The 21,447-nt window shown below is 37.0% G+C and carries 21 protein-coding genes; 14 read left to right on the forward strand and 7 right to left on the reverse strand.

Annotated elements, in window-relative coordinates:
* The 14 genes from B2X72_RS19160 to istB (B2X72_RS19225) form a co-directional block, all read left to right on the forward strand.
* A partial coding sequence (locus B2X72_RS19160; RefSeq protein WP_286851101.1) for a single-stranded DNA-binding protein occupies nucleotides 1-329 on the forward strand: 329 nt, incomplete at its 5' end.
* Between the two features lie 83 nt (nucleotides 330-412).
* Nucleotides 413-979, forward strand: coding sequence for a hypothetical protein (locus B2X72_RS19165; RefSeq protein WP_286851103.1), 567 nt, complete (start codon nucleotides 413-415; stop codon nucleotides 977-979).
* Nucleotides 980-1,023: 44 nt separating this feature from the next.
* Nucleotides 1,024-1,242 (forward strand): PRTRC system protein C, encoded by a 219-nt coding sequence (locus B2X72_RS19170; RefSeq protein WP_286851104.1) that lies wholly within the window; start codon nucleotides 1,024-1,026, stop codon nucleotides 1,240-1,242.
* 52 nt (nucleotides 1,243-1,294) lie between these two features.
* A complete protein-coding gene (locus tag B2X72_RS19175; protein WP_286851105.1) occupies nucleotides 1,295-2,416 on the forward strand; it encodes a hypothetical protein in 1,122 nt (373 codons plus the stop codon).
* 11 nt (nucleotides 2,417-2,427) lie between these two features.
* The gene (locus B2X72_RS19180; protein ID WP_286851106.1) at nucleotides 2,428-3,159 is read left to right on the forward strand and encodes a PRTRC system protein B; all 732 of its coding nucleotides are present in this window, start codon (nucleotides 2,428-2,430) and stop codon (nucleotides 3,157-3,159) included.
* A 1-nt stretch (nucleotide 3,160) separates the two neighbouring features.
* Nucleotides 3,161-4,003, forward strand: coding sequence for a PRTRC system ThiF family protein (locus B2X72_RS19185; protein WP_286851107.1), 843 nt, complete (start codon nucleotides 3,161-3,163; stop codon nucleotides 4,001-4,003).
* A gap of 350 nt (nucleotides 4,004-4,353) precedes the next feature.
* Nucleotides 4,354-4,638 (forward strand): hypothetical protein, encoded by a 285-nt coding sequence (locus B2X72_RS19190; protein WP_286851108.1) that lies wholly within the window; start codon nucleotides 4,354-4,356, stop codon nucleotides 4,636-4,638.
* Nucleotides 4,639-4,853: 215 nt separating this feature from the next.
* Complete coding sequence (locus B2X72_RS19195) at nucleotides 4,854-5,900, forward strand: hypothetical protein (RefSeq protein WP_286851109.1); 1,047 nt, start codon at nucleotides 4,854-4,856, stop codon at nucleotides 5,898-5,900.
* 207 nt (nucleotides 5,901-6,107) lie between these two features.
* On the forward strand, nucleotides 6,108-7,100 hold the full coding sequence (locus B2X72_RS19200; RefSeq protein WP_286851110.1) for a hypothetical protein: 993 nt from the start codon (nucleotides 6,108-6,110) through the stop codon (nucleotides 7,098-7,100).
* A 347-nt stretch (nucleotides 7,101-7,447) separates the two neighbouring features.
* Nucleotides 7,448-8,200, forward strand: coding sequence for an IS21 family transposase (gene istA / locus B2X72_RS19205; protein ID WP_286851111.1), 753 nt, complete (start codon nucleotides 7,448-7,450; stop codon nucleotides 8,198-8,200).
* 185 nt (nucleotides 8,201-8,385) lie between these two features.
* Nucleotides 8,386-9,951, forward strand: a complete 1,566-nt coding sequence (gene istA, locus B2X72_RS19210; protein WP_286851112.1) for an IS21 family transposase — start codon at nucleotides 8,386-8,388, stop codon at nucleotides 9,949-9,951.
* Nucleotides 9,952-10,010: 59 nt separating this feature from the next.
* Nucleotides 10,011-10,760, forward strand: a complete 750-nt coding sequence (istB, locus tag B2X72_RS19215) for an IS21-like element helper ATPase IstB (protein ID WP_286851113.1) — start codon at nucleotides 10,011-10,013, stop codon at nucleotides 10,758-10,760.
* A 173-nt stretch (nucleotides 10,761-10,933) separates the two neighbouring features.
* Nucleotides 10,934-11,662, forward strand: a complete 729-nt coding sequence (locus B2X72_RS19220; protein ID WP_286851114.1) for a Mu transposase domain-containing protein — start codon at nucleotides 10,934-10,936, stop codon at nucleotides 11,660-11,662.
* A gap of 23 nt (nucleotides 11,663-11,685) precedes the next feature.
* Nucleotides 11,686-12,423 (forward strand): IS21-like element helper ATPase IstB, encoded by a 738-nt coding sequence (istB, locus tag B2X72_RS19225; protein WP_136903589.1) that lies wholly within the window; start codon nucleotides 11,686-11,688, stop codon nucleotides 12,421-12,423.
* A 143-nt stretch (nucleotides 12,424-12,566) separates the two neighbouring features.
* Here istB (B2X72_RS19225) and B2X72_RS19230 read toward each other — a convergent pair whose 3' ends face one another.
* The 7 genes from B2X72_RS19230 to B2X72_RS19260 all read right to left on the reverse strand — a co-directional run.
* The gene (locus tag B2X72_RS19230) at nucleotides 12,567-12,956 is read right to left on the reverse strand and encodes a 4'-phosphopantetheinyl transferase superfamily protein (protein ID WP_286851115.1); all 390 of its coding nucleotides are present in this window, start codon (nucleotides 12,954-12,956) and stop codon (nucleotides 12,567-12,569) included.
* 315 nt (nucleotides 12,957-13,271) lie between these two features.
* Nucleotides 13,272-13,991: a hypothetical protein gene (locus B2X72_RS19235; protein ID WP_286851116.1), complete on the reverse strand. Its 720-nt coding sequence runs from the start codon at nucleotides 13,989-13,991 to the stop codon at nucleotides 13,272-13,274.
* 91 nt (nucleotides 13,992-14,082) lie between these two features.
* The gene (locus tag B2X72_RS19240; RefSeq protein ID WP_286851117.1) at nucleotides 14,083-15,033 is read right to left on the reverse strand and encodes a PLP-dependent cysteine synthase family protein; all 951 of its coding nucleotides are present in this window, start codon (nucleotides 15,031-15,033) and stop codon (nucleotides 14,083-14,085) included.
* A gap of 32 nt (nucleotides 15,034-15,065) precedes the next feature.
* The gene (locus B2X72_RS19245) at nucleotides 15,066-17,504 is read right to left on the reverse strand and encodes a TonB-dependent receptor (protein WP_286851118.1); all 2,439 of its coding nucleotides are present in this window, start codon (nucleotides 17,502-17,504) and stop codon (nucleotides 15,066-15,068) included.
* Between the two features lie 33 nt (nucleotides 17,505-17,537).
* Complete coding sequence (locus tag B2X72_RS19250) at nucleotides 17,538-19,292, reverse strand: ABC transporter ATP-binding protein (protein WP_286851119.1); 1,755 nt, start codon at nucleotides 19,290-19,292, stop codon at nucleotides 17,538-17,540.
* 6 nt (nucleotides 19,293-19,298) lie between these two features.
* A complete protein-coding gene (locus B2X72_RS19255) occupies nucleotides 19,299-20,336 on the reverse strand; it encodes an aldo/keto reductase (protein WP_286851120.1) in 1,038 nt (345 codons plus the stop codon).
* A 2-nt stretch (nucleotides 20,337-20,338) separates the two neighbouring features.
* A partial coding sequence (locus B2X72_RS19260; RefSeq protein WP_286851121.1) for a thioesterase domain-containing protein occupies nucleotides 20,339-21,447 on the reverse strand: 1,109 nt, incomplete at its 5' end.

Raw genomic sequence — 21,447 nt, forward strand, 5'->3', positions numbered from 1 at the left:
CCCTAAATGAAAATTACAGGAACCATGATGGCTCCAAGGTGCAAAAAACGACTTACATCGACTGCGCCTATTGGAACCGTCCAAAAATCACTGAGCACTTAACTAAGGGCTTGCTAGTAGAAGTAACCGGATTTCCAAGTGCTCGAACTTATCAAACCAAATCTGGAGAGCATCGAGGTGCCATCGATTTTCGTGTAGACCGTCTGGATTTCCTAGGTAAATCGAAATCAAATACATCAGACAGCAACAATATCAATGCAGTTCCTACGGCAAATTCTCCCGTAGAAGATCTCGTACCAAGCGTATCAGATGATGACTTACCATTCTAATCATTCTTTCCCCCTGTGCTAGAAACAGGAATAGTTACAGGGGGAATCAAACTAAGTTACAATTGAAACTAAAATCAAATACCATGGAAGCGAACAATGAAACGACACTAGATGTCAAAACCAATTTTTTCCAAGCAATAGCAGCTCTTAAAATTGCTGGGAACCTCAACCTCACAATCAAGCAATTGGAAGACGGAAGAATGATCGTATCCACAACACTTAATAACGATCGCATAGGAGATAATGCCCGTAAGAACATTATTCCCTTAAATCTGACAGCTACCCCAAAAGAATTGGATCAGGAATATTTCAAGAGGATATCAACACCTATAAAAAAGACTTCAGGTCTACTGATGAATATGGAGTCCTACCTCAAAAGTCTTGAAGAAGCAAATAAAAAGTCCCGTATAGAACAGGATAAAAAGAAGAAGATCGACAAGCCAAAAATTGATGATTCCAATACTAAGAAGGAAAACATGGAAGCTTACAAGCAAAATATGGAAAAGTCCCTCCAATTTGAGAAGGATATGCAATACAAGGAGGCTCTGGAAGCATTGCCAAAAGTGGAGGACTACCCGAAACATGCCGCTGAAATCATCAAAAAGCGAACCGAATTGGAAACAAAATCGAAACTGGTCACTATGTTTTAGTCTTACGGAATTAATAAATCTATTACACTCCAAAATATAATATTATGTTACTATCAACAGAGTTCAAACGAATATTCAAATTCACCGAAAACGGTACTGAAATCAAATTGGAAGACCCAGCAGCGGAATTATCTCCTGAGGCCGTCTTAAATTTTTACTCGGGTCAATATCCTATCCTAACAACCGCTAAGATAGAAGGTCCTGTTTTCAACAACGACGAAGAGCAGTACACTTTTAAAACAATCATGGGAACAAAAGGATGAAAAAAATAACAGGTTATAAAAAGGTTAGATTGGTAAAAAAGAGAAATGGATCATGGAAAACAGAAAAAATATATCGACAAATAAATTATTATGCACTGGAATTGGACAGGAGGCGGGATGCCTCCGCTATCCGATCCGACAAGATGCAGAGTGCACCTCTGGATTTGATAGATCTGCTTTTCTGACTCATCAGTTTGGTTCACAGCCTATGATATCCAATCTGGAATTAGCTCAAGGTAGTAAAGTAGAAAAAGGCTTTTTCCGCTCATTGCGAAATCTCTGTGAATTCTATAAGTTGACTATACCTGATACGCAAGACAAAAAATATCCTGAAAACATAGCGTTTGCCTTTTCAACAGTAAAAGAAGAATTCGAAAAAATAGATAATAGACTTCATCTTGCAATACTTCAATCAGATACATCTGCCACTTCTATTGCTACGATAAAATCTGCCCATACAGGATATGACCTGTATTTTTTTCCTATTTCAGAAATTTACCACCTCTGGGAGAAAGACAAAAACTCAAAATTCGTGAATCTTGTGCTGTCATTGTTCGCATTCCAAAAACTACAACTGGATGTTCCCTTTTATACAGAGTCCTACACTTTCTTAAATGGCTGCTACGAATCTATTCGGAATTTTATAGAAGAGGATATTGAGCAGGGCTACGAGTATGATGAGGATCTGGCATTAGAACTGATAGAAGAAATAGATTTTATACAATATGCCGGACAGAAAATGTTATCCGAAATAGTTATACCATCCCGCTTGGATAGGTTCGAATGGAATGTAAACAGATTCAAACCCTATAATGATAAAGAAAAAGCGATGCTGGAAGCGTGCAAAGACGCGCTCGTTTTAAGAAAAAAATACCCTGAAATCTCATTAACAACCGCGATTCCAAATTACATTGAAGAAGAAGTTCAAAATATTTTATGTCCCGAAATGTACATTGGATTCCTATGGGGAGGTGAAAGTGACTGGTTGAAAACCAATATCAATGAATATCTTAACAATTATCTAAATGAATTTAGCGGAAAACAAGAGCCTTCGGCCCCCCAATTTTTTAACAGAAAGGTGGCTAAGGAGATACACGACCTTACAATGCAAGAGGAATTGATTGCATTCTTTGACAAGGTAGCCAAGGCATTATATGCTTTCCATGAAGAGTAAAATTAAGACACATGAAAATATACAAAAACATAACTTCGATGTTCAACGAAAAATACAAACCAGTAAAAGCGTTAGTAGTATTTACTTCCAATATCTATGATGCTCCACCTTATATTGAAAGTTACGATATAGATGAAAAAGGCTATCCGATAAATGCCCATCCATTGACTATAAACGAGACTGAACAGCTAAGGAAATCCCTTATTATTCAAGAGGAAAAAGAACGTCGTTCGTACCTTATTTCAGAAAGTATTTTACCAGAGAAAGTACTACACATAGATTATATAAATGGACAAGTTGTCTGGTTTACTGGGGCTCAAAAAAAATCACTACAGTTTACCAAAAGCATAGGGTTGAATGATGGCGAGGCAAATGTCCCTGCCATGATATGGAAAGCATCCAAGGGAAAACTGTCTGTTTGGGCACTTTCAACCAGAAGAAACAAGCGTCCTAACGTGAAGGATCAATTATATAAAGCGCCATTTTTCAATATTTATGATAATGGGTCTGTATGCATGGGCTCAGTAGGGACTTTTCCGGTAAAAAGTAACCGTGGTCTTGAATATTTTATGGAATACTGGGAAGCAGCTTTTTGGAACAGCTCATTCAGCCATCTTAACGTAGATAAATCTCCTGTTAAAGGAAATATCGTCCAACTTTGGAAAGAACTACTGAATACCGATACCCCTTTCCCCACGGAGTGCCTTATCACTACCGAAAAAAACATCAATAAAATAATTTAACATGAAAAAGAATAGAAAAATAACTTCAGAAAAAAAAACTGTCCACTTCGTCTGTCAGGATCTTTTGAATCCTACAAATCCCATTCCAGTCAACCTAATTGGCATAGGTGGAACGGGCAGTTCGATGCTAATGGCTCTCGCCAGAATCAACAAGTCTCTTAACACTCTAGGGCACGCCGGCCTTCAAGTGTTTGCGTATGATGGAGATAAAGTAGAAGAACCCAACTTGGGAAAGCAATTATTCACTTCTCCAGAACTTGGGCTGAATAAAGCCGTTGCTTTGATCAATCGGATAAATAGAGCATTTGGATTCGACTGGAAGGCTCAAGCCCATCACTTCAAAGCCAACAGTGAATTAGCAACCATCACGATAACTTGCGTAGACAATGTTGCCAGTAGAATCCAAATTGCCAAATTCCTAAAGAATAACAGAAATTCATATACAACTTTTGGTTCTCCAAGATATTGGATGGACTGCGGCAATGACAAGACCACAGGGCAAGTAATCCTATCAACGGTGGGCGAAATCAACCAACCGATCTCTAAGAAATACGACGTCCAAGGTTTCCTACCCATGATAACGGATGAATACGGGGGTTTACTTGAAGAGTCTGAACTCGAATCCGATACACCAAGCTGTAGCTTAGTAGAGGCGTTAGAAAAACAGGATCTTTTCATCAATACCAATATCGCAAATATTGGCGCATCATTGTTTTGGAATATGTTCCGTAAGGGCGTGCTAAAAAATCGGGGATTCTTCCTCAATCTAGATGATTTCAGGATGCAACCGATAAAAATCAAACGAACCACCATACGAAAGAAGAAAATTAAACAGGTAGCGTAGTTGTCATAAATAAACAAAATACCCTCTCTTTCTTTCGGTAAGATTAGTTTGATAACACCAAAAAGATCTGTCCAATTTGTTAGCTATCCCAATAAATGCTAAGCCGATTAAAATGCATTGATTTCCACAAGCAAAGTTAGGCATCAATGCCAATAGGTAAATGATCCTACCGCACTTAAACATACCCCTGAAATCATACCAAGGTAGATCTTATAAAATTTGGGTATCCCCTGTTTTACTGTGGGAGCCTCCACAAATTTCAACGATTCCACCTTGTCCCTAATTGGCTCTTCATGCCTGTAAAGCCTCTGTAAATCATTCATCGTTAACTATAAACTCAATAAGACAAAATGGAACAGAAAACAATTATGATGGACACCGTCAACGGATTTGATTCTTGGTACAAAACATTCGTATTCATGCTGGATTATGCACACCAAGCAAAAGATTGGTATGATACTATTTCATATTATTATCAAGTAGATAGCGGTGAAGCAGGACTTATCGAAATGGCATTGGACTATACCAATTACTTCGAAAAACAACATAGAGAAGGATGGAAAAATGAAGACGAAAGAAACAAATCACTGAGGTCTGCAATGAGAGTATATGAATATGAGTTTCACTCGTATTAGCAGCACAAAGCCCTTCGGAGCTCTTTAAATTGCTATGGCACGAAGTGTTTTTAAGCTACATTTTCCTATTCTGTCCATCGTTATAGACTTTTTCAATCCATCCCTTCTTTTTGCAAAACTAATTCCGGAATTGTTTTCGGGACTTTCGCGGCATAATGGCTTTATTCCACGATCCTTCACCTGAAAATTCCTGCATCGCCGCATGCAAAAAAGGTATGGAAAAACTCGAATTAGATAAAGCTACGATAGCTCCAATAGAGCTTACAAATAATCTGTCTCTAAAGACCGAGACGAACCATCCGATTTCAAGAACTGAAACAAAGTTAACAGTACTTGCTTTCGGAGGAGGACAAGATAGCACCACCATTTTATACAAAATTATTCTTGATCCATCTTTTCGCGAAAAATGGATACACGGGGATTTACTGATTTTAATGTCCGATACAGGCAACGAACATCCGCATACCTATTCGCATATAAGCTTTATTGAAGATCTTTGTAGACGGAATGGAATAGCTTTTTGTTTTATCACATCAGATAAGGGATACCACCCAAAAACATGGCCTTCACTTACTGCCCAATTCGAGAAAAACAGCACTATCATGTCGCTTGCATATCCTCGTACCTGCACAGACAATCTGAAGATAAAACCACTGTACAATTATCTTGACCATTATATCGCCCAAACGTATTATGACTATACCGAAGAAACAATTCCGAAAGGAAAAGCATTCATTAAGCGGTTTGTAAAAGACTTTGGCAGAATCAAAGTTATACTTGGCATCGCTGCAGGTGAAGAGAAACGAATCGCCAAATCGGAGCGTAAGTCAAGAAAGGCACAGCAACTTAATCTCTTCAAAACGTATCGAGATCCTATACCTAAATGGATGACAGAATGTATCGAAAAAACATACCCCCTGATTGAAGAATGCATGGATCGGAGTGCATGTCAGACATATATTCGCGCGGTCGGATTTCCCCTGCCCTACCCTTCAAACTGTATCATGTGTCCCTATTTATCCAAGATCGAAATACTATGGCTTTTCAAAAATATGCCAGATCAATTCGCTCGTTGGGTAACTTATGAAAATGCAAAACTTGAGAAATGCAAAGAGAAGGTTAAAAGAAATTTAGGAGTAAAAGGAGAGCAAAGATTAAACGAAATCTTGCAGGACGCTATACAAGAATTTGGACATATGACAGATGAAGAACTTAATGAATACAAGATGAGCCACGGTCATTGTGTGTTATCAAGTTATTAATAATACTCTTTAAAACACTTAAACCGTCAAAGAATTATAAAACATGATTAGTACCAGTTACGTTTAAAATGATTTGGAATGTTATTAAAAAATATAGTTTTCTAAATTTAAGGTCATTTTCTTTATCTTTAATATTAAACAATAGGCAATTAAGTACCGTAGTTAATATTTTACTAAAACAACAACAATCACATTATGAAAGCTTTCTTGATTATCATTTTTCTCTTTTGCATAACTGATATATTGATGGCTCAGACCATCTATGTAGACCCTATAAATGGTAGTGATTCAAATACTGGAAGATTGGAAACCCCATTAAAAAGTCTTGAAAAGGCTATTGCAAAAATTGATTCGTTAACTGAAGCTAAATCCCCTACAATTAAACTGCTCCCCGGATTATATATATTGAAAGACAAAATTGTACTTCAAGGGAATAAAAAACCGAGCTTAACAATAGAGGCCGGTATACTTCCTGGAGCTAAAGACTGGAATCCTTACAAAATGCCAGTGATAGGTTCTGTATCCGGCAATAATTCCGATGTCCAATTTCCTCATTCTACTAGTCTTCTTGTCAATATGAACAATGTTACGATCAGAGGCTTAAAATTTATTGGAAATCCAAACCCAAATATTTCATATTATTACCCAATTTCAAAGAAAGACACCTCTTATACTGGGCTAAACATTCAACAATGCTTTTTTATAGGAGAACGAAACTCTTCTCCTATCCAAGCGGCTATCTGGGCGCACGGGAAAGGAACACATGTCGACCATTGTATTTTCTATGAATGTAAGAATGCCTTGGTCCTACTTGAGAATATCAAAGATTTTTCTCTTACCAATTCGATTGTATCTGGTGCCTACGAAGCCGCCGTTTGGTTTGGCCCGTATCTTTCTGAATTTCAGTTCAAAAATAACATTATATCAAACTGTAATTTTGTTTGGTTGCGAAAGGATGGTACTTCTCCCTCTTATCAATTTAGAAATTCATTATTTGCAGGAAACAAAAATTTCATGGGCTTCTACACAAATAATGGGCTAAAGATTGCGAAAAGAAATGAACATTCTGAAGATAAAATACTAAGAACTAACGACAAAGTTGATTTGAAAATAGTCGAACTAAATGGGCTTTTTCAAGATTATTTACACCTATCAGATAAAAAACTTGTGGAAACTTATAGATCGGGGATATTCAAATAATATGTTAATCCCCTTTTGCGAACTTCAACAAAGTTGTTGCTTCAGAAAAACTCGTTTTTTATGACATTGTATATATTTTGAAAGCAATTTTGAATCCTTTAATATATGATCAAAGCTTTTTCCATTCTTCCTATGTTGAACAAAATCAGACAATATATGTGTCTATAACGGAAGTCACTGGGCCAGCTAATTCGGTTTGATTTGCCAATTATTTCGGAGGTCAGCGGGCCAAAAAATCTCCTGAATCTCGGAGGTCAACGGGCCATTCTTACTTTGAAAACGGAGGTCATTGGGCCACTTTCCATTAAACTGCTTAAGTTGCTGCTGTATAAACATATCGCAGTAGCATGGCAGGACAACGGAAAGATAAAATGGAACTTAGAACACTGATCCTTCTTAAGAAAAAGGGACTTAGTAACCGTAAGGTTGCCCAGATGATGAACATCAACCGTAAAACGGTAGATAGCTATATCCAACGGTTTAAAGTGCTGGAATTGGATTATTCCGAGCTTCTTTCTATGGATGATGCGAAGCTTCACGACCTTTTCACGGAAGAAGACCAGACGGAAAAGAAGCGTTACGAAATCCTATCTTCTCAGTTCAGTAAAATACAGAGTGAACTCAAACGCCCAGGAGCTACCTTACAGACTATATGGCAAAACTACCTCATTGAACACCCTGATGGGTATCGTTACACACAGTTTACGACCCATTATAGAAAGTGGAAAGGTCAGGTCAAAGCCTCGGGAAAACTGGAGCATAAGGCCGGTCAGAAACTTTTTGTAGACTTTACAGGTAAAAAAATGTCCTATGTGGACAGGGTTACCGGCGAGGTTATCCCCGTGGAAATCTTCGTAGCCGTTTACCCCTGTAGTCAATATACGTTTGTGAAAGCTGTTGCCAGCCAAAAACGTGAAGACTTTATCGACTGCCTTGACAGCTGCCTCAGATGGTCCGGCGGGGTGCCCCAGGCCATTGTGTCCGATAATCTGAAGTCGGCCGTTAGTAAAGGTTCTAAATATGCGCCTGAAATAAACAAAACCCTTGCGGACTTTGCTCTTTTTCATAGCTGTGTAGTAGATCCTGCCCGACCGGTGTAATCGGTAAATCAGAATACACAACTTTTGGCAATTTAGAGTGCAGCAAAAATGGCACTAACGGTGCAGCATTTTTGGCAATAAGGAATGCAGCATAATTGGCACTAATAAATACATAGTTCATCTTTTGGGACGCGGTGTCCCAAAAGAAAAAACAAGCTTTGTCGGAGCAAAAGACAAAGTTATTTATGAACTATTATTTAAGTAAACTTATGACCTATCATGAGGTTCACAGAATGCATCGGGAAGGCATTTCGATTCGCAGGATTTCCGAACATCTCGGCCTGAACTGGCGTACTGTAAAAAAGCTTCTGAGCAAAGACGACCGAAGTTACCAAAAAGAACTGGAAGCGCCCCCTTCCAAGAAAAAGTTACTGGATCCCTACCGTGATTTCGTAAAGGAAAAGCTGTCGCTGTATAACGATACCTCAGCGGCCCAGATGCATGACTGGCTCAGGGAGCATTACCCTGACTTTCCGCAAGTCAGCCCCAAGACCGTATTCAACTTTGTTCAGGATATCCGGGCGGAGTTCAACATCCCCAAAGAAGTGAGCACCCGCGATTTCCAGATGGTCGCGGAGCTTCCCTATGGTGAGCAGGCGCAGGTTGACTTTGGTTTTTACAACATGACCACTACGCGCGGTAAGCAGAAAAAAGTACAGTTCTTTACCTTCATCCTCTCACGGAGCCGCTATAAGTTTGTTGTTTTCAGCGATGTACCCTTTACCACGGCTATGGTGATCGCTGCCCATGAAGAGGCCTTTCGGTTTATCGGCGGACTGCCCCGTGAGATCGTCTATGATCAGGACAGGTTATTTATGGTATCGGAAAACCTCGGTGACATCGTCCTGACCTCCGAGTTTTCCAGCTATGTACGCGATCGTGGCATCAAACTTCATTTCTGCCGTAAAGCCGATCCCCAGAGCAAAGGGAAAGTGGAGAATGTGGTCAAATACGTAAAGCAGAACTTTCTCTACAATAGGCCTTACCGTGACCTGGATACGCTCAACGATGAATGCCGGGCCTGGCTTTTCCGTACGGCCAACAATCTGCCCCATGGTACGACGAAACTTATCCCACTGGAAGAACTGCAACGCGAACAGCTATTGCTGGAAATGTGGTATGAAATAGCCCCGCAGACTCCGGTAAAAAAGCTTTACGCTGTCCATAAAGACAATAAAGTGTCGTATAAGGGCAATTTCTATAGTGTCCCCATCGGCACCTACAACGCGGGAACCATTAAAGTGCAGCTGAGCGAACTTGCGGGTAAGCTGCTCATCCGGGATCTCTGTGGAAAAGAAATATGCACGCACGATATATGCAGCCTTAAGGGCAAAAAAATCATACTGCGCAGCCATGGCCGGAACATGGAGCCTAAAATAGCAGAAATAGTAGATCGGATCTCCAATCTGTTCGAAGATCCGGTTAAGGCAAAGCAGTGGATACTGGCCATAAAACTTCACAAAAAGCGGTATATACGGGATCAGTTGCAGATGGTCGAGCGTACTGTAAAGGATAACAGTGCTGCACAGATATCGCGCGCGCTGGATTATGTACATGCCAACAACATCCTGAGCGCTACGGATTTTAAAGCCTATCTGGAATACATCCGCTCGGAAAAAAAGCAGGAGCCTGAGCTGGATACCAAGATCATACGGCTGAACCCTCTGAATGGAAACAGCAGTACACAACTGGATATTGAACCCCAGAAAAGTCACTTGGATGATTACGAGGCGCTTTTCGGCTGCAACTAAAACAATCACTCCCTGTCGTTGCTTCGACAGGGATATATAAATCTTATCAGGCAATAACTATGGACAATCAAAAACAACAGGTAAAACAACTCTGCGCCGACTTCAGGCTTTCAGCGATAGCTGCCGGCCTGGATGATATCTTATCGGGGGCAGAAAATGAGCAGATAGGCTATCTGGAGCTACTCTCCCGTCTTTTCAGGGCCGAGCAGCAGCACCGCCGGCAAAGGGATGAGAGCAGACGGATGAAATCTGCTTCTCTGCCAAAAAACAACGACCTATCGCTCTACGAAGCCAAACGTAACGGGCTTACCGACAAACGGCTCGCTGCACTACGGGAACTTAACTGGATTGACCAGCTGTTTAATCTCGTGCTGATGGGACCCAGTGGAACTGGAAAAACAATGCTTGCAGCAGGCCTGGCAAGAGACGCTGTCAAGGCAGGCTATCATGTGTATTTCAGGACGATGGAAGAGATCGTTTCTACCTTAAAGACAAGGGACTTTGTACGTTCACAGGCTGCTGAATACAAAAAAATGCTGCGGGCGAGCCTCATCGTCATTGATGATGTCATGCTGTTTCCTCTGGAAAAAAATGTCGCAGTCGCTTTCTTCAATTTCATCAACCAGATCTACGAATCTACTTCGATCATTGTAACGACAAACAAGAAGCCGACAGAATGGGCTAAAATGCTGGAGGATGAAGTTATTGCAACGGCACTTTTAGATCGGATATTGTTCCGATGCGAAGTGATAAACCTCACAGGAGAAAGCTATAGAATGCAGAATAGAAAAACGTTCTTGGACAAGTAAATTTTATAGCATACTTTTGGACTGGATTGTGTATTTATTAGTGCCGAAAATGCTGCACTCCAACTTACCAATTATGCTGCATTCTTATTTACCATTTACAACCGTATCACCCTCAGGATAAAGCTCTTGTCGAACGTAGCGTAACATTAGTCTATCAGCGTATTTTTTATCCATTGGACAAACAGACCTTCTTTAGCCTGAAAGAGCTCAATGTGGCCATAGCGGAGCAGCTGGTATTATACAATGACTACCTGTTCTCACATGGCGGATCCACCAGAAGGAGCCAGTTCATTGATCTGGAAAAAGAATATCTGAACCCACTGCCTGTATCAACATATAGCCTGAGGTACTTCAGGCGTGCAAAAGTGCAGAAGATATCCCACGTGTACCTGAGTGTAGATAAAAACTATTATAGTGTACCTCATCGTTATATTGGGCATCACGTAGAAGTGCAATATAACAGTGGAACAGTCGAAGTCTTTTATAACTTCCAACGTATAGCCAAGCACCCTAGAAGCTTTCGGCCGGGAAACTACACCACTATCGGGGATCATATGCCTTCCTCGCACCAGGTCTATAACGACTGGAATCCGGTGTACTTTGAACAGCGGGCCGCAGCTGTCGGGGTATCTGCACAGGAATATATCCGGCGGCTGATCGCACAGTACAACTATCCTGAAATGGCCTACAAACAGGCGCAGGGTATACTTTCTTTCGTAAAGACACATAGTGCCCCCCGCGTTGAAAATGCGTGCAAAAGAGCCCTTTCGCACCATAAGGCATCTTATCAGACAATATACAATATCCTAAAAAACAGACTTGATACCTTAGAAGAAGAAGTACAGGAGGCATTCCATATCCCCGTGCATGAAAACCTACGGGACACCTCGATCTACAGATAAATATAACACTAAAAAAAGACAATATGAATGAAAACACAACAATCGAAAAAATGCGCAAGATGCGTATGATGACCATGGCTGAACTTTATCGTGGCAGTCTGAGTGATAATCTTTACCGTGAAATGGGCCTGGATGACTTTATGGCAACTATCGTAGATGCCGAATGGGAAACAAGACAGAATAAGAATATCGATAACCTTATCCACAGGGCCTCTTTCAAGGAAAAAGCTGCCGCCACTGATATCGATTACAATCCTTCTAGAGGTCTCGACAGAAATATGTTTGAAAGACTGCTTTCAATGGGCTTTATAACCCGTCGGGAGAACGTTATACTAACAGGTCCTGCAGGTTCCGGGAAAAGCTTCCTTGCACAATGCATAGGTGTTAAAGCCTGTCAGATGCTGGTCAAAACACTCTATCTTAACACTGGTAGGTTCTTTGATATGGTAAAAATAGCCAGACTGGATGGTACTTACCACAAGTTGCTGAAAAGGGTTGAAAGAGCGGAGCTGCTTATCCTTGATGACTTTGGGCTCACTTCCATAGACCAACAGGCAAGAACTGCATTACTGGATATCATAGAAGACCGCTACAATAGTGCCTCGCTGGTAATAGCTACCCAGATACCGGTAGAAAAATGGCATGGACTGATAGGTGAAAGTACTATTGCTGATGCCATTCTTGACAGGGTCACTTTCTCCTCGCACAGAGTCGAATTGACGGGTGAATCCTATAGAAGAAAAAAAAAATTGGAATCTTAAATGAATTGTATATTATTGTAATCGGAAAGTGGCCCAATGACTAGCGAAATAATTGGCCCGTTAACGCCGAAATCACTGGCCCAGAATCACCGAAATAGACAAATATATGTTCGTAGAAGTCTTGTTTACCTTAGAATTGTCATTTAAATGACCATCTTACAATCTAATAAAGATTGGAGGGGAATATCCTGTAAGTCAACAGCTTCATAGCCAAAATTGGGTTCGTTTAACCGTGTTGCTAAATGAGCAACATAATTAGGACCAATCTCGATCGGAGAAACTTCATAGACGGCCGAACATATTGAAACTCTCGGCAGCAGCACATTTAATTCTCTGAGATCGATACCAAAACCTCTACCATCAGCTTTAATTATAGCCTCTTTCTTTGTCCACAATTTATAAAACTCATTCAAAGAATTCTCCGCTTTAAAAATTACCTTCAGTTCCTTTACGGAAAAACAATCACGAAATTGTTCTATATCCAAATAGATAATTTCTTCAACATCTATTCCTAAATCGTAGCAATCACTCATAACGCACATGACGACATTGCCAGAATGAGAAATATTAAAGAACGGTCCCCTTTCAAAATAAGGTTTGTTATACGAAGAATACAAGATATCCGAAATTGATGATCTGGCGTTTGATGAAATTAATCCAAAGTGAAGGAGCATCCTTCCAATGAGAAAATTTCTAGCACTAAGTCTATGTTGATAAGATTCATAACGCTCGATGCAAGATCGTGTAAAGGAGTTTTTATTCGTTGAATAATATGAATACAATTGATCTGGAGTGAACGTACAATCACAATAAAAAATGGAAATCATTTATTATATTTTTACTAACAGTTACAAATACTTTTCTTTCAATTTTTCATATAAACTTTCGGGATGATAAATCCCATCTTTCGACAAGTATCCCCTCCTCCATATTTCATTCCAAAGATGAATTGCGTATGTTTCCTGACCAATTTCAACTTCTGTTTTACAAATTAAGCTAGATATATCAAAATAATCAATAGGACAAAATACTTCAGGATCAACAACGTATTTTTTTAGCTCATTTTCTTGTTCAAATATTTCTCTGAATAAATAAACTCCTAATTCCCCCCATATTACTACATCTGATTCTTTTATTTTCTTTTCGATTTTAACCAGTAATTTTTCTAAAAAAATATCCCCCTTTGGAAATTTTAAAAATCCATTATTTAGCACGTTAAAATTTAAAGAATAATCTCTTTCTGATGAAATACAATACTTATCTGAAAAGTCGAATTTCTTCAAACAAATAGTGTCCATATCTACCCACCAATTACCTTTTTCATACAGTAATTTTATCCTAAACCAATCAGCAAAGGAGGCGATTGAACCAGCATTGTCATGAAAAATGTATTTCCGTTGTATGATTTGGTTAGCATCTAATAGAGATATACCCTCGGGAATATTTGGAATATCTTCATATGCATATAAATGAAAAGTGTGTCCTTCTTTAACGTAAGAATTTAAACACAATAGCTCATTATTTGACAAGTTATTACCTATCCAAAGTCCTTGAATTATATTAGTCATAATTATTTTAATTTATTAAAGTCCATCTTTTTAAAAGAACTCTCGAATTCATAAAAGTTATAAAAGAAAGGAAACCGAATTTTTAAAGCATTTAATATATCTTTCCTATATATCGGTCTCCGTCATCTGGGAACAATAAAACAACATTATCATCTATCGAAAAATTCATATCATCTTTATTTTGTAGTATTGCAGTTATTACAGCTGCACTTGAGAACCCCAATAGCCTGCAAAACAATTTACTATATTCCTTTGCTACAAATTTTGTTTCCTTTTCGCTTACCTGATAAACTTTATCAACAACTTTTGGATTATATGAGTTTGGTAGGAAATTTTTCCCTATCCCTTCAATAGGATCAAATTGCTTCCCAGGAGACTTAGTAACGCGAATCTCCTTAGATGAATAAATAGATCCATGAGGTTCAACACCCAAAATTTTTATGTGTTTGTTTTTCATCTTCAGAAATTTGCCTATTCCTGAGATACTTCCTCCACTTCCTATACCTATTATTACATGAGTGACCTGTCCTTTAGTTTGTTCCCAGATTTCGGGTCCAGAAGTAATAAAATGTGCAAAAGAATTAAGAGGATTGTCATATTGATTAGTGAAATACGTATTCCTATTATTCTGACAATAGGCTAAAGCCCTAGACTGGGTTGATGATTTATCTTTCAATCCATTCGAGTTTTCACAAAGAACAATTTCTGCCCCAACTGAATTCAATAATGCAATCTTCTCGCTCGAACATCCCTTTGATAGAAAAATGGTACTTGAATAGCCTAAATTTTTGGCGAAATATGCAATACTATACCCAGTATTACCACTACTAGCTTCCACAAACCGACCTCCTGCGTTGATCTTTCCCTTCTTTATTGCATCTAGGATCATTAACAATGCTACTCTATCTTTAGTGGAGCCCGCTGGGTTAGTATATTCCGTTTTAAAAAAAACATTGCACGAAAATATTCCAGAAAGGTAAGCATTCCGTACTAAAGGAGTATTTCCGACATTAAAATCCTTAAATAAGTTTACTTCAATCATAGTTCCCTAACATCGTTTAAAATAGATCTGTATTAGTTCATTCTTCCTTTTTCTTCAGTTGCTCCTTCTTTTTCGTTGACCTGAAAATCTTTCCCTTTCTTAAAAGTATATTTTAATGTAAATCCTATTGATTGATTGGAATAATATTCTCTATTTACAGTTTTAATATTTGCAAAATCTATATTGGCAAAAAAGTTTTGGCTTTTGAAAACATCTGTAGCTTTAATGTTTACCTGTAGTCTGCCATCTAAAAACGACTTCTGTAACCCCATATCTAACCATTGTTGAGGATCCTGCTTAAATTGGCCGAATCTTACTGGTCCTATAAAACTACCTGTCATCTGTAGTTTAATACCTTTAAAAATTTCCATATCATGTTGCGTTCGCAAGTTATAGGAGTGTTGTTTAACATCTAAAATCGATCCGTCAATTTTAGATTTATATTGCACTTTATTAAATATGAAAGAATTATTGCTATCCCACCACTTGAAAAATTTTATACCGACATTACTGCGTATCCCCCATTCATTTTGTGAATCAAGGTTCAATGTTTGTACTGTCGTTATTTTGGTTTCATCATTCTGGTTCAGAATAACATTAAACACGTCGCTTAAGTTATTATAAAATAATGCTATCTGATATTTATCGTTAAAAGTATTACTAAGTTCTATACCGTTTGAATACATTGGTCGTATTCCTGGGTAGCCAGTCTGTATTGTAAACGGATCCAAATATCTCACAAAAGGGTTTAATAATTCATAGTTGGGCCTTGTTATCCGTCTATTATAATTTAAAGTCATTTTATGCTTCTGGTTAAACGTATTCGTGACAGAGATTGACGGAAAAAAATCTAAATATGAACGATCATTTTCTTCACCAGTCGTTAACGATTTACCATGCATTTGAGTATGTTCTACTCTTGTCCCAGCATCTATTTGTAAACTTTTACCAATAGGTGCATTCAAGGATAAATATGCTGCTCCGATCTTCTCCTTATATTTGAAGTGATTACTACTTTTTGGATCATCTTTCCAAGCCCCATCTATAAAATTCCTGATCATTAAGTTATTATCAGATTTAACAGTACTATATTTTAAACCTGATATAATTTTCAATCCGCTACCAAATACTTTTGTATAATCTATTTGACCTGCCAGAATATTATATTCTATTGGATTATCAGTCAATACATGCAAGTTCGAAGTTGGCTCAGCAGGAACACTACCTGAACTGATTAAAGTCGATAAGAAATCTCTATTTGAAATCACATATGATATATTTGCGTCCAATGAAGATCCTATTGTATCTAATTTCCCTAGATAAAACACATCAAAGGCGTGTCTATTTTGTGGGCTTTTTTCGTTAGCTGAAGTATTTACAATATCTGAAGGTTCAAAAGAATTTCCAGTATATATTTTTGTATCACCGATCCTCATATCTTTTTTATCCAAATAATATAATTGATAACTCGTACCAATTCTGTGATCGTCATTAAATGAATAATTGATAGCTGCTGTTGCCTGGGTTAGCTTTCCTCTCATATCCCATTGCGTATTTTGCGAAAAAAGTTCACTTTCGTTAACGGTTGCCCCTGAAAAATTTCTATCTACATTTAAATCTATTCCATAAAATATATTATTGTGTGAAACATCAAATTTTGATTGAAATTTAGATGTCATATAATTTAAATTAGCGGCAGTTGAATAGCCTAATTTGGAATTATATGTAGCTCCCCCAGTAACAGAACCGTGCAATCCTTGAATATTATTATTGGCTAAAATTATATCGATTACCCCCCCTGTTCCTGCAGCATCATAGTTTGCCGGAGGGTTAGAAATAAGTTCAATTGATTTTACATTCTGCGCAGGTAGGGACCGTAAGTAATTGGCCAACTCTTTCCCAGACATATATGTTTGGCGGCCATTAATGGCCACCAAAACGTTTGACTTACTATTTAGCATAATATCATCATCTGAAGTAACATACACCCCAGGTGACCGGCTTAATACTTCAAGCACACTTGACCCCGTACTTGTAATATTCTGACTTACATTTAAACTAATTCTATCACCTTTTAATGATACCTGTGGTCTTCTACCAATCACGTCAACTATTTCGAGCTGTTCTATTGAAGGTTTAAGTATAATATCCTTAAGGATTGAAGAATCACTATTTATTACGTCTAATCTTTGCAAGATAGTATCTCGGTACCCTAATCCTCTGATTCGAATACTAACATCTTCTATAGATTCAACAGTTAAAGAAAAGTAACCTTTGTTATCCGTAAGGGTTGATGCTTTTGGGATTTCAAAATCTTTTTTTATCACTTCTACATTAATATACTGAATTCCGACGCCTTGTTGGTCAACAACACGTCCTTTTACAGATTTATGTTGCTGTGCGTTACAAATCAAAGAAATACATAGAAGAAAAACAGAAAAAAAATAAGTTAAGATTTTTAAGATATTCATAATTTTTACGTGTATTTAGATTGTTGAAAGATTTTATTTTTTTCCTATTTGAAGGTTCCACATTCTTGCATATTCTCCGTTTTGGGCTAATAACTTCTCATGTGGTCCTATCTCTATTATTGAACCGTCTTTTACTACCATGATTCTATCAGCAAACATCACAGTGGATAATCTATGCGCAACCATTATGGTGATACTATTATTTAGTTTCGATACACTTCGAATACAATCGCTTATTTCTGCTTCAGTAAAAGAATCTAAAGAAGATGTTGCTTCATCAAATATGTAAAGAGAACTGTCCCTTAATAATGACCTCGCGATTGCTAAACGTTGCTTTTCACCTCCTGAGAGTTTTATACCTCCTTCACCTATTACAGAATCTAAATCCCTACCAACTTTGCTTAATAGACTTTCACAGGACGCTTTGGCCAATGCCTCGACTATCTCCATTTCACTAGCGGTATCCTTAGCAAACAACATATTCTCTCTAATACTGCCTGAGAACAAATGCGTGTCCTGTCCAACTATTCCAATTTTCTTTCGTAAGGATTCCTTTTCTAGCCTGTTTAATTTTTTGCCATTATATTCTATAAATCCACTTGAAGGATCATATAGGCCTAACAATAATTTGAGTATAGTAGATTTTCCAGAACCTGACGGTCCTACAATAGCTAAAGTTTCTCCTTTTGCTATATTAAACGAAATGTTAATCAGTGTAGGACACGGAGAAGATCCGTAACTAAAGGACACATCTTTAAAATTTATCTTATCTATTTGATTAATGGCTGGCAACCTAGAAGGTACAGTTTCGATAAAATGATCTTTTATTTTAATCACATCTTTTAACGAAACAGATGTTTCTCTATATGCAACTACAACTCCTCCAAATTCTTCCAAACTAACAAAAATTATGAAAAAATACATTTGAAGCATAACCAATTGGCCTATGGAAACATCTCCTTCATAAACTAAATAAATGAGAACAAAAAGAATGATAAACTGAATAGCATAAATTACAAAACAATATAAAGCACTAAATTTTTGAATTTGCTTTTCTTTTTTTAGTTCAATATTTAAAACTTGATCAATCTTACCAGAAATTTTCTCTAATTCGTTATTGACAACATTTAAAGATATAATTGTTTCAAAATTCCTAAGCGACTCAGTAATAAAACCAAATAAACTTGTATTTTGATCAATAATATCAATTTGTATCCGCATTATTTTTTTGCTCAAAAAATAAATAAAGGAACAGAGTGCCAAGATTAATAAGGTGTAAACTAACGGTAAAAAAGGAGATAAATCGAATGTAATATACATCAATATAAAAAAGTTAATTACTGAAACAAACAGAACATTTATCGCTTTCGCTATAAAATTCTCAACATCAGACTTTACTTTTTGGGACAGAGATATTAGTTTGCCACTTTGAATGTCTTCAAAATAATGTAGGTTATTTCGGAATATCCATTTATTTATATCAAGAAAAAGATTAGAACTAATTTTCTTAATATTAATATTCAATATGTAATCCTTTGTAATTCTAACAATCCAAAAACCCGTACTTAATAATACAAAAACAATAAATCCTTTGATAACCCCATTAAAGTAATCGCTTTTTAAACCATGCTCACGATAATATTGTGCTTTTGTTACAAATGGATCAATTATCTCATTACCAAGCACGTAAGGACTAGACAATATTAAAATTTGACTAATTGATGTTAAGACTAAAATCACAAAAAATTGTGAAGTATATGGTCGAATATAATTCAAAATAATCTTCATCCTATTTTATTTTAACTTAGGTAATAGTTCTTCTAATATCATATTAATCTGGCCCAAATCATCTTGGCTTAGAAATACATCACCTGATCTCGCGTCATCAACAACTTGTAATGAACTTGTAGCTGCTAGAATAACTGAAGAAACAGCGCTTTGATGTAAAACCCAAGCAATAGATAATTGGGTCAATGTACAGTTCCGTTCGATTGCAATTAAAGTCAAGGCATTCAAAAGCTCGTTAATCACCAACTTATTTTCGGGTTTGTAAAACCTAGTCAATTTTGGATCATCATTCTTAAAATAAAATGGTGGATAATCTCTACCTGTTAGAATTCCTCTCTGTAATACATCATATGCCAAAATAAATTTATCATTCGCTAAATAAAATGGCACCTCTTGTTCAACAATGCGGTTTAATAGATTATAACGCCTTTTATTGCTAACAAGATCAAAATGCGAGTTTAATTCTTCGAAATCTTTTAAAGAATAATTTGAAACTCCTGAATAAAGAATCTTTCCATCCTTCTTAAGAACTGTCATCGCCTCCGCAATTTCTGATAGAAGGCTATCTTGATTATAAATATGGACAGAGTAAAGATCTATATAGTCTGTTTTCAGCCTTTTCAAACTATCATTACATTGGTCTATTATACCTTCTTTTGTTAAATTCAAATAATATTTTCTTTTTCTTCCATCAGTATTTACAAAACTGCTAAAATACTGGCTTCCCTTTCTATTCTGCCATTCAAAACCACATTTTGTAATAAGCTGGATTGAAGACCGGTCATAATTATTAATTACATTTCCCAGAATTTCCTCACTTAAACCAAACCCATATGAAGGCGCCGTATCAAAAGTCGTAAAGCCAAGTTCAATTGCTGTTTTTATTGCACAATATGCGTCTTGTTCATCAATACCAGCATAGTCATCTTTTCCAATGCTCCATACTCCCCATATAATTTTACTGAAATCTAATTTATTACTATAATTATTTCCACGTTCCATAAGTTCGTCAAGTTTAATCGTGACTAATTTTCTGTTATCCATACCTATTTAGACAAATGGGAGATTATCTTTCCAGCTAAAATAGATGCATTTTCACCTTCGACCATCGAAGTATGTGTACCAGGGGACTCTTGAATCTTATAACTTCTACAGTATTTACTCCATCCCATTGAAGGGTGTTCCAGTTTGGATTGATTTTCTATACTTTTGATTATTAAAGTTTCACCCTCCAAAATCTTATTTGGAGCAAAATCCATGAAATATTGGTATATCATTGCTCGTAAAACTTGTAAATTATATTTGCTATTTCTTTTATAATTAAGTGTTTGTTCTAAATAATTCAAGACCGTTTCAATTTTCAGCTCCTCTTTAGAATCAAATAAGTGTTCAAACATTTTCCCGTACCATGAAGGATCTTTACTTTCTAGTATATTCAATGCATTCATCATATATTTTACTTTCTCCAATAAATCCGTCGTTTTCTGGGAATTATTTAATCCGGTTATCGTTTTATTGCTAGGCGCGTCTAGAATAATAAAATCTTGAGCATGTATTCCTTCTTCTTGCATTTGTTTAATTACTTCATATCCTACATATGCTCCTAAACTATGTCCGATAATTCGAATTCTATCTGATTTTAAGTGCTTTTTAATAGTATTTTTAAACATTGAACCTACCTCACATATCGTCCTAATTGGCAACTCGTTATCTTTTAATCCGGGCATCTGTAAGCCATAAACCAAATAACAAGGTTCTAGCCCCTTCGCTAGTTCCTCATATGCCCATATTTCTCCGGGGGAACCAGGAAACAAAAATATTTGATCTTTTTTTTGACTTTGATTTAGTTCTTTTATTTCTATTTCAATTTTGCCTCCTTGGTTAAAATTTGAAGACCTTATATTCTTATCACTCAACGAATTTGTTCCTATTGTTTCAGAAATTTTTTGAATATTCTGATATTTGTAAAAATTTCTGTATGAGATATCATATCCAAGATCTTTTAATTTTCTAATAATTGACACCATTAATATCGAATTGCCCCCGAGAGAAAAATAGTTGTCCTCAACACCCACACGCTCAACACCAAGTACCTCAGCCCATACCGAACACAGCATCCGCTCTGTATCCGTCGCCGGAGCAACATACCTGTTGC

The sequence above is a fragment of the Sphingobacterium sp. UBA7253 genome, from assembly GCF_002472745.1.
GTDB classification, from domain to species: domain Bacteria; phylum Bacteroidota; class Bacteroidia; order Sphingobacteriales; family Sphingobacteriaceae; genus Sphingobacterium; species Sphingobacterium siyangense.

Coding starts and splice junctions, on each gene's coding strand:
- B2X72_RS19165 (WP_286851103.1), top strand. CDS start 413: ATGGAAGCGAACAATGAAACGACACTAGATGTCAAAACCAATTTTTTC.
- B2X72_RS19170 (WP_286851104.1), top strand. CDS start 1,024: ATGTTACTATCAACAGAGTTCAAACGAATATTCAAATTCACCGAAAAC.
- B2X72_RS19175 (WP_286851105.1), top strand. CDS start 1,295: ATGGAAAACAGAAAAAATATATCGACAAATAAATTATTATGCACTGGA.
- B2X72_RS19180 (WP_286851106.1), top strand. CDS start 2,428: ATGAAAATATACAAAAACATAACTTCGATGTTCAACGAAAAATACAAA.
- B2X72_RS19185 (WP_286851107.1), top strand. CDS start 3,161: ATGAAAAAGAATAGAAAAATAACTTCAGAAAAAAAAACTGTCCACTTC.
- B2X72_RS19190 (WP_286851108.1), top strand. CDS start 4,354: ATGGAACAGAAAACAATTATGATGGACACCGTCAACGGATTTGATTCT.
- B2X72_RS19195 (WP_286851109.1), top strand. CDS start 4,854: ATGGAAAAACTCGAATTAGATAAAGCTACGATAGCTCCAATAGAGCTT.
- istA (WP_286851111.1), top strand. CDS start 7,448: ATGGCAGGACAACGGAAAGATAAAATGGAACTTAGAACACTGATCCTT.
- istA (WP_286851112.1), top strand. CDS start 8,386: ATGAACTATTATTTAAGTAAACTTATGACCTATCATGAGGTTCACAGA.
- istB (WP_286851113.1), top strand. CDS start 10,011: ATGGACAATCAAAAACAACAGGTAAAACAACTCTGCGCCGACTTCAGG.
- istB (WP_136903589.1), top strand. CDS start 11,686: ATGAATGAAAACACAACAATCGAAAAAATGCGCAAGATGCGTATGATG.
- B2X72_RS19230 (WP_286851115.1), bottom strand. CDS start 12,956: ATGAGTGATTGCTACGATTTAGGAATAGATGTTGAAGAAATTATCTAT.
- B2X72_RS19235 (WP_286851116.1), bottom strand. CDS start 13,991: ATGACTAATATAATTCAAGGACTTTGGATAGGTAATAACTTGTCAAAT.
- B2X72_RS19240 (WP_286851117.1), bottom strand. CDS start 15,033: ATGATTGAAGTAAACTTATTTAAGGATTTTAATGTCGGAAATACTCCT.
- B2X72_RS19245 (WP_286851118.1), bottom strand. CDS start 17,504: ATGAATATCTTAAAAATCTTAACTTATTTTTTTTCTGTTTTTCTTCTA.
- B2X72_RS19250 (WP_286851119.1), bottom strand. CDS start 19,292: ATGAAGATTATTTTGAATTATATTCGACCATATACTTCACAATTTTTT.
- B2X72_RS19255 (WP_286851120.1), bottom strand. CDS start 20,336: ATGGATAACAGAAAATTAGTCACGATTAAACTTGACGAACTTATGGAA.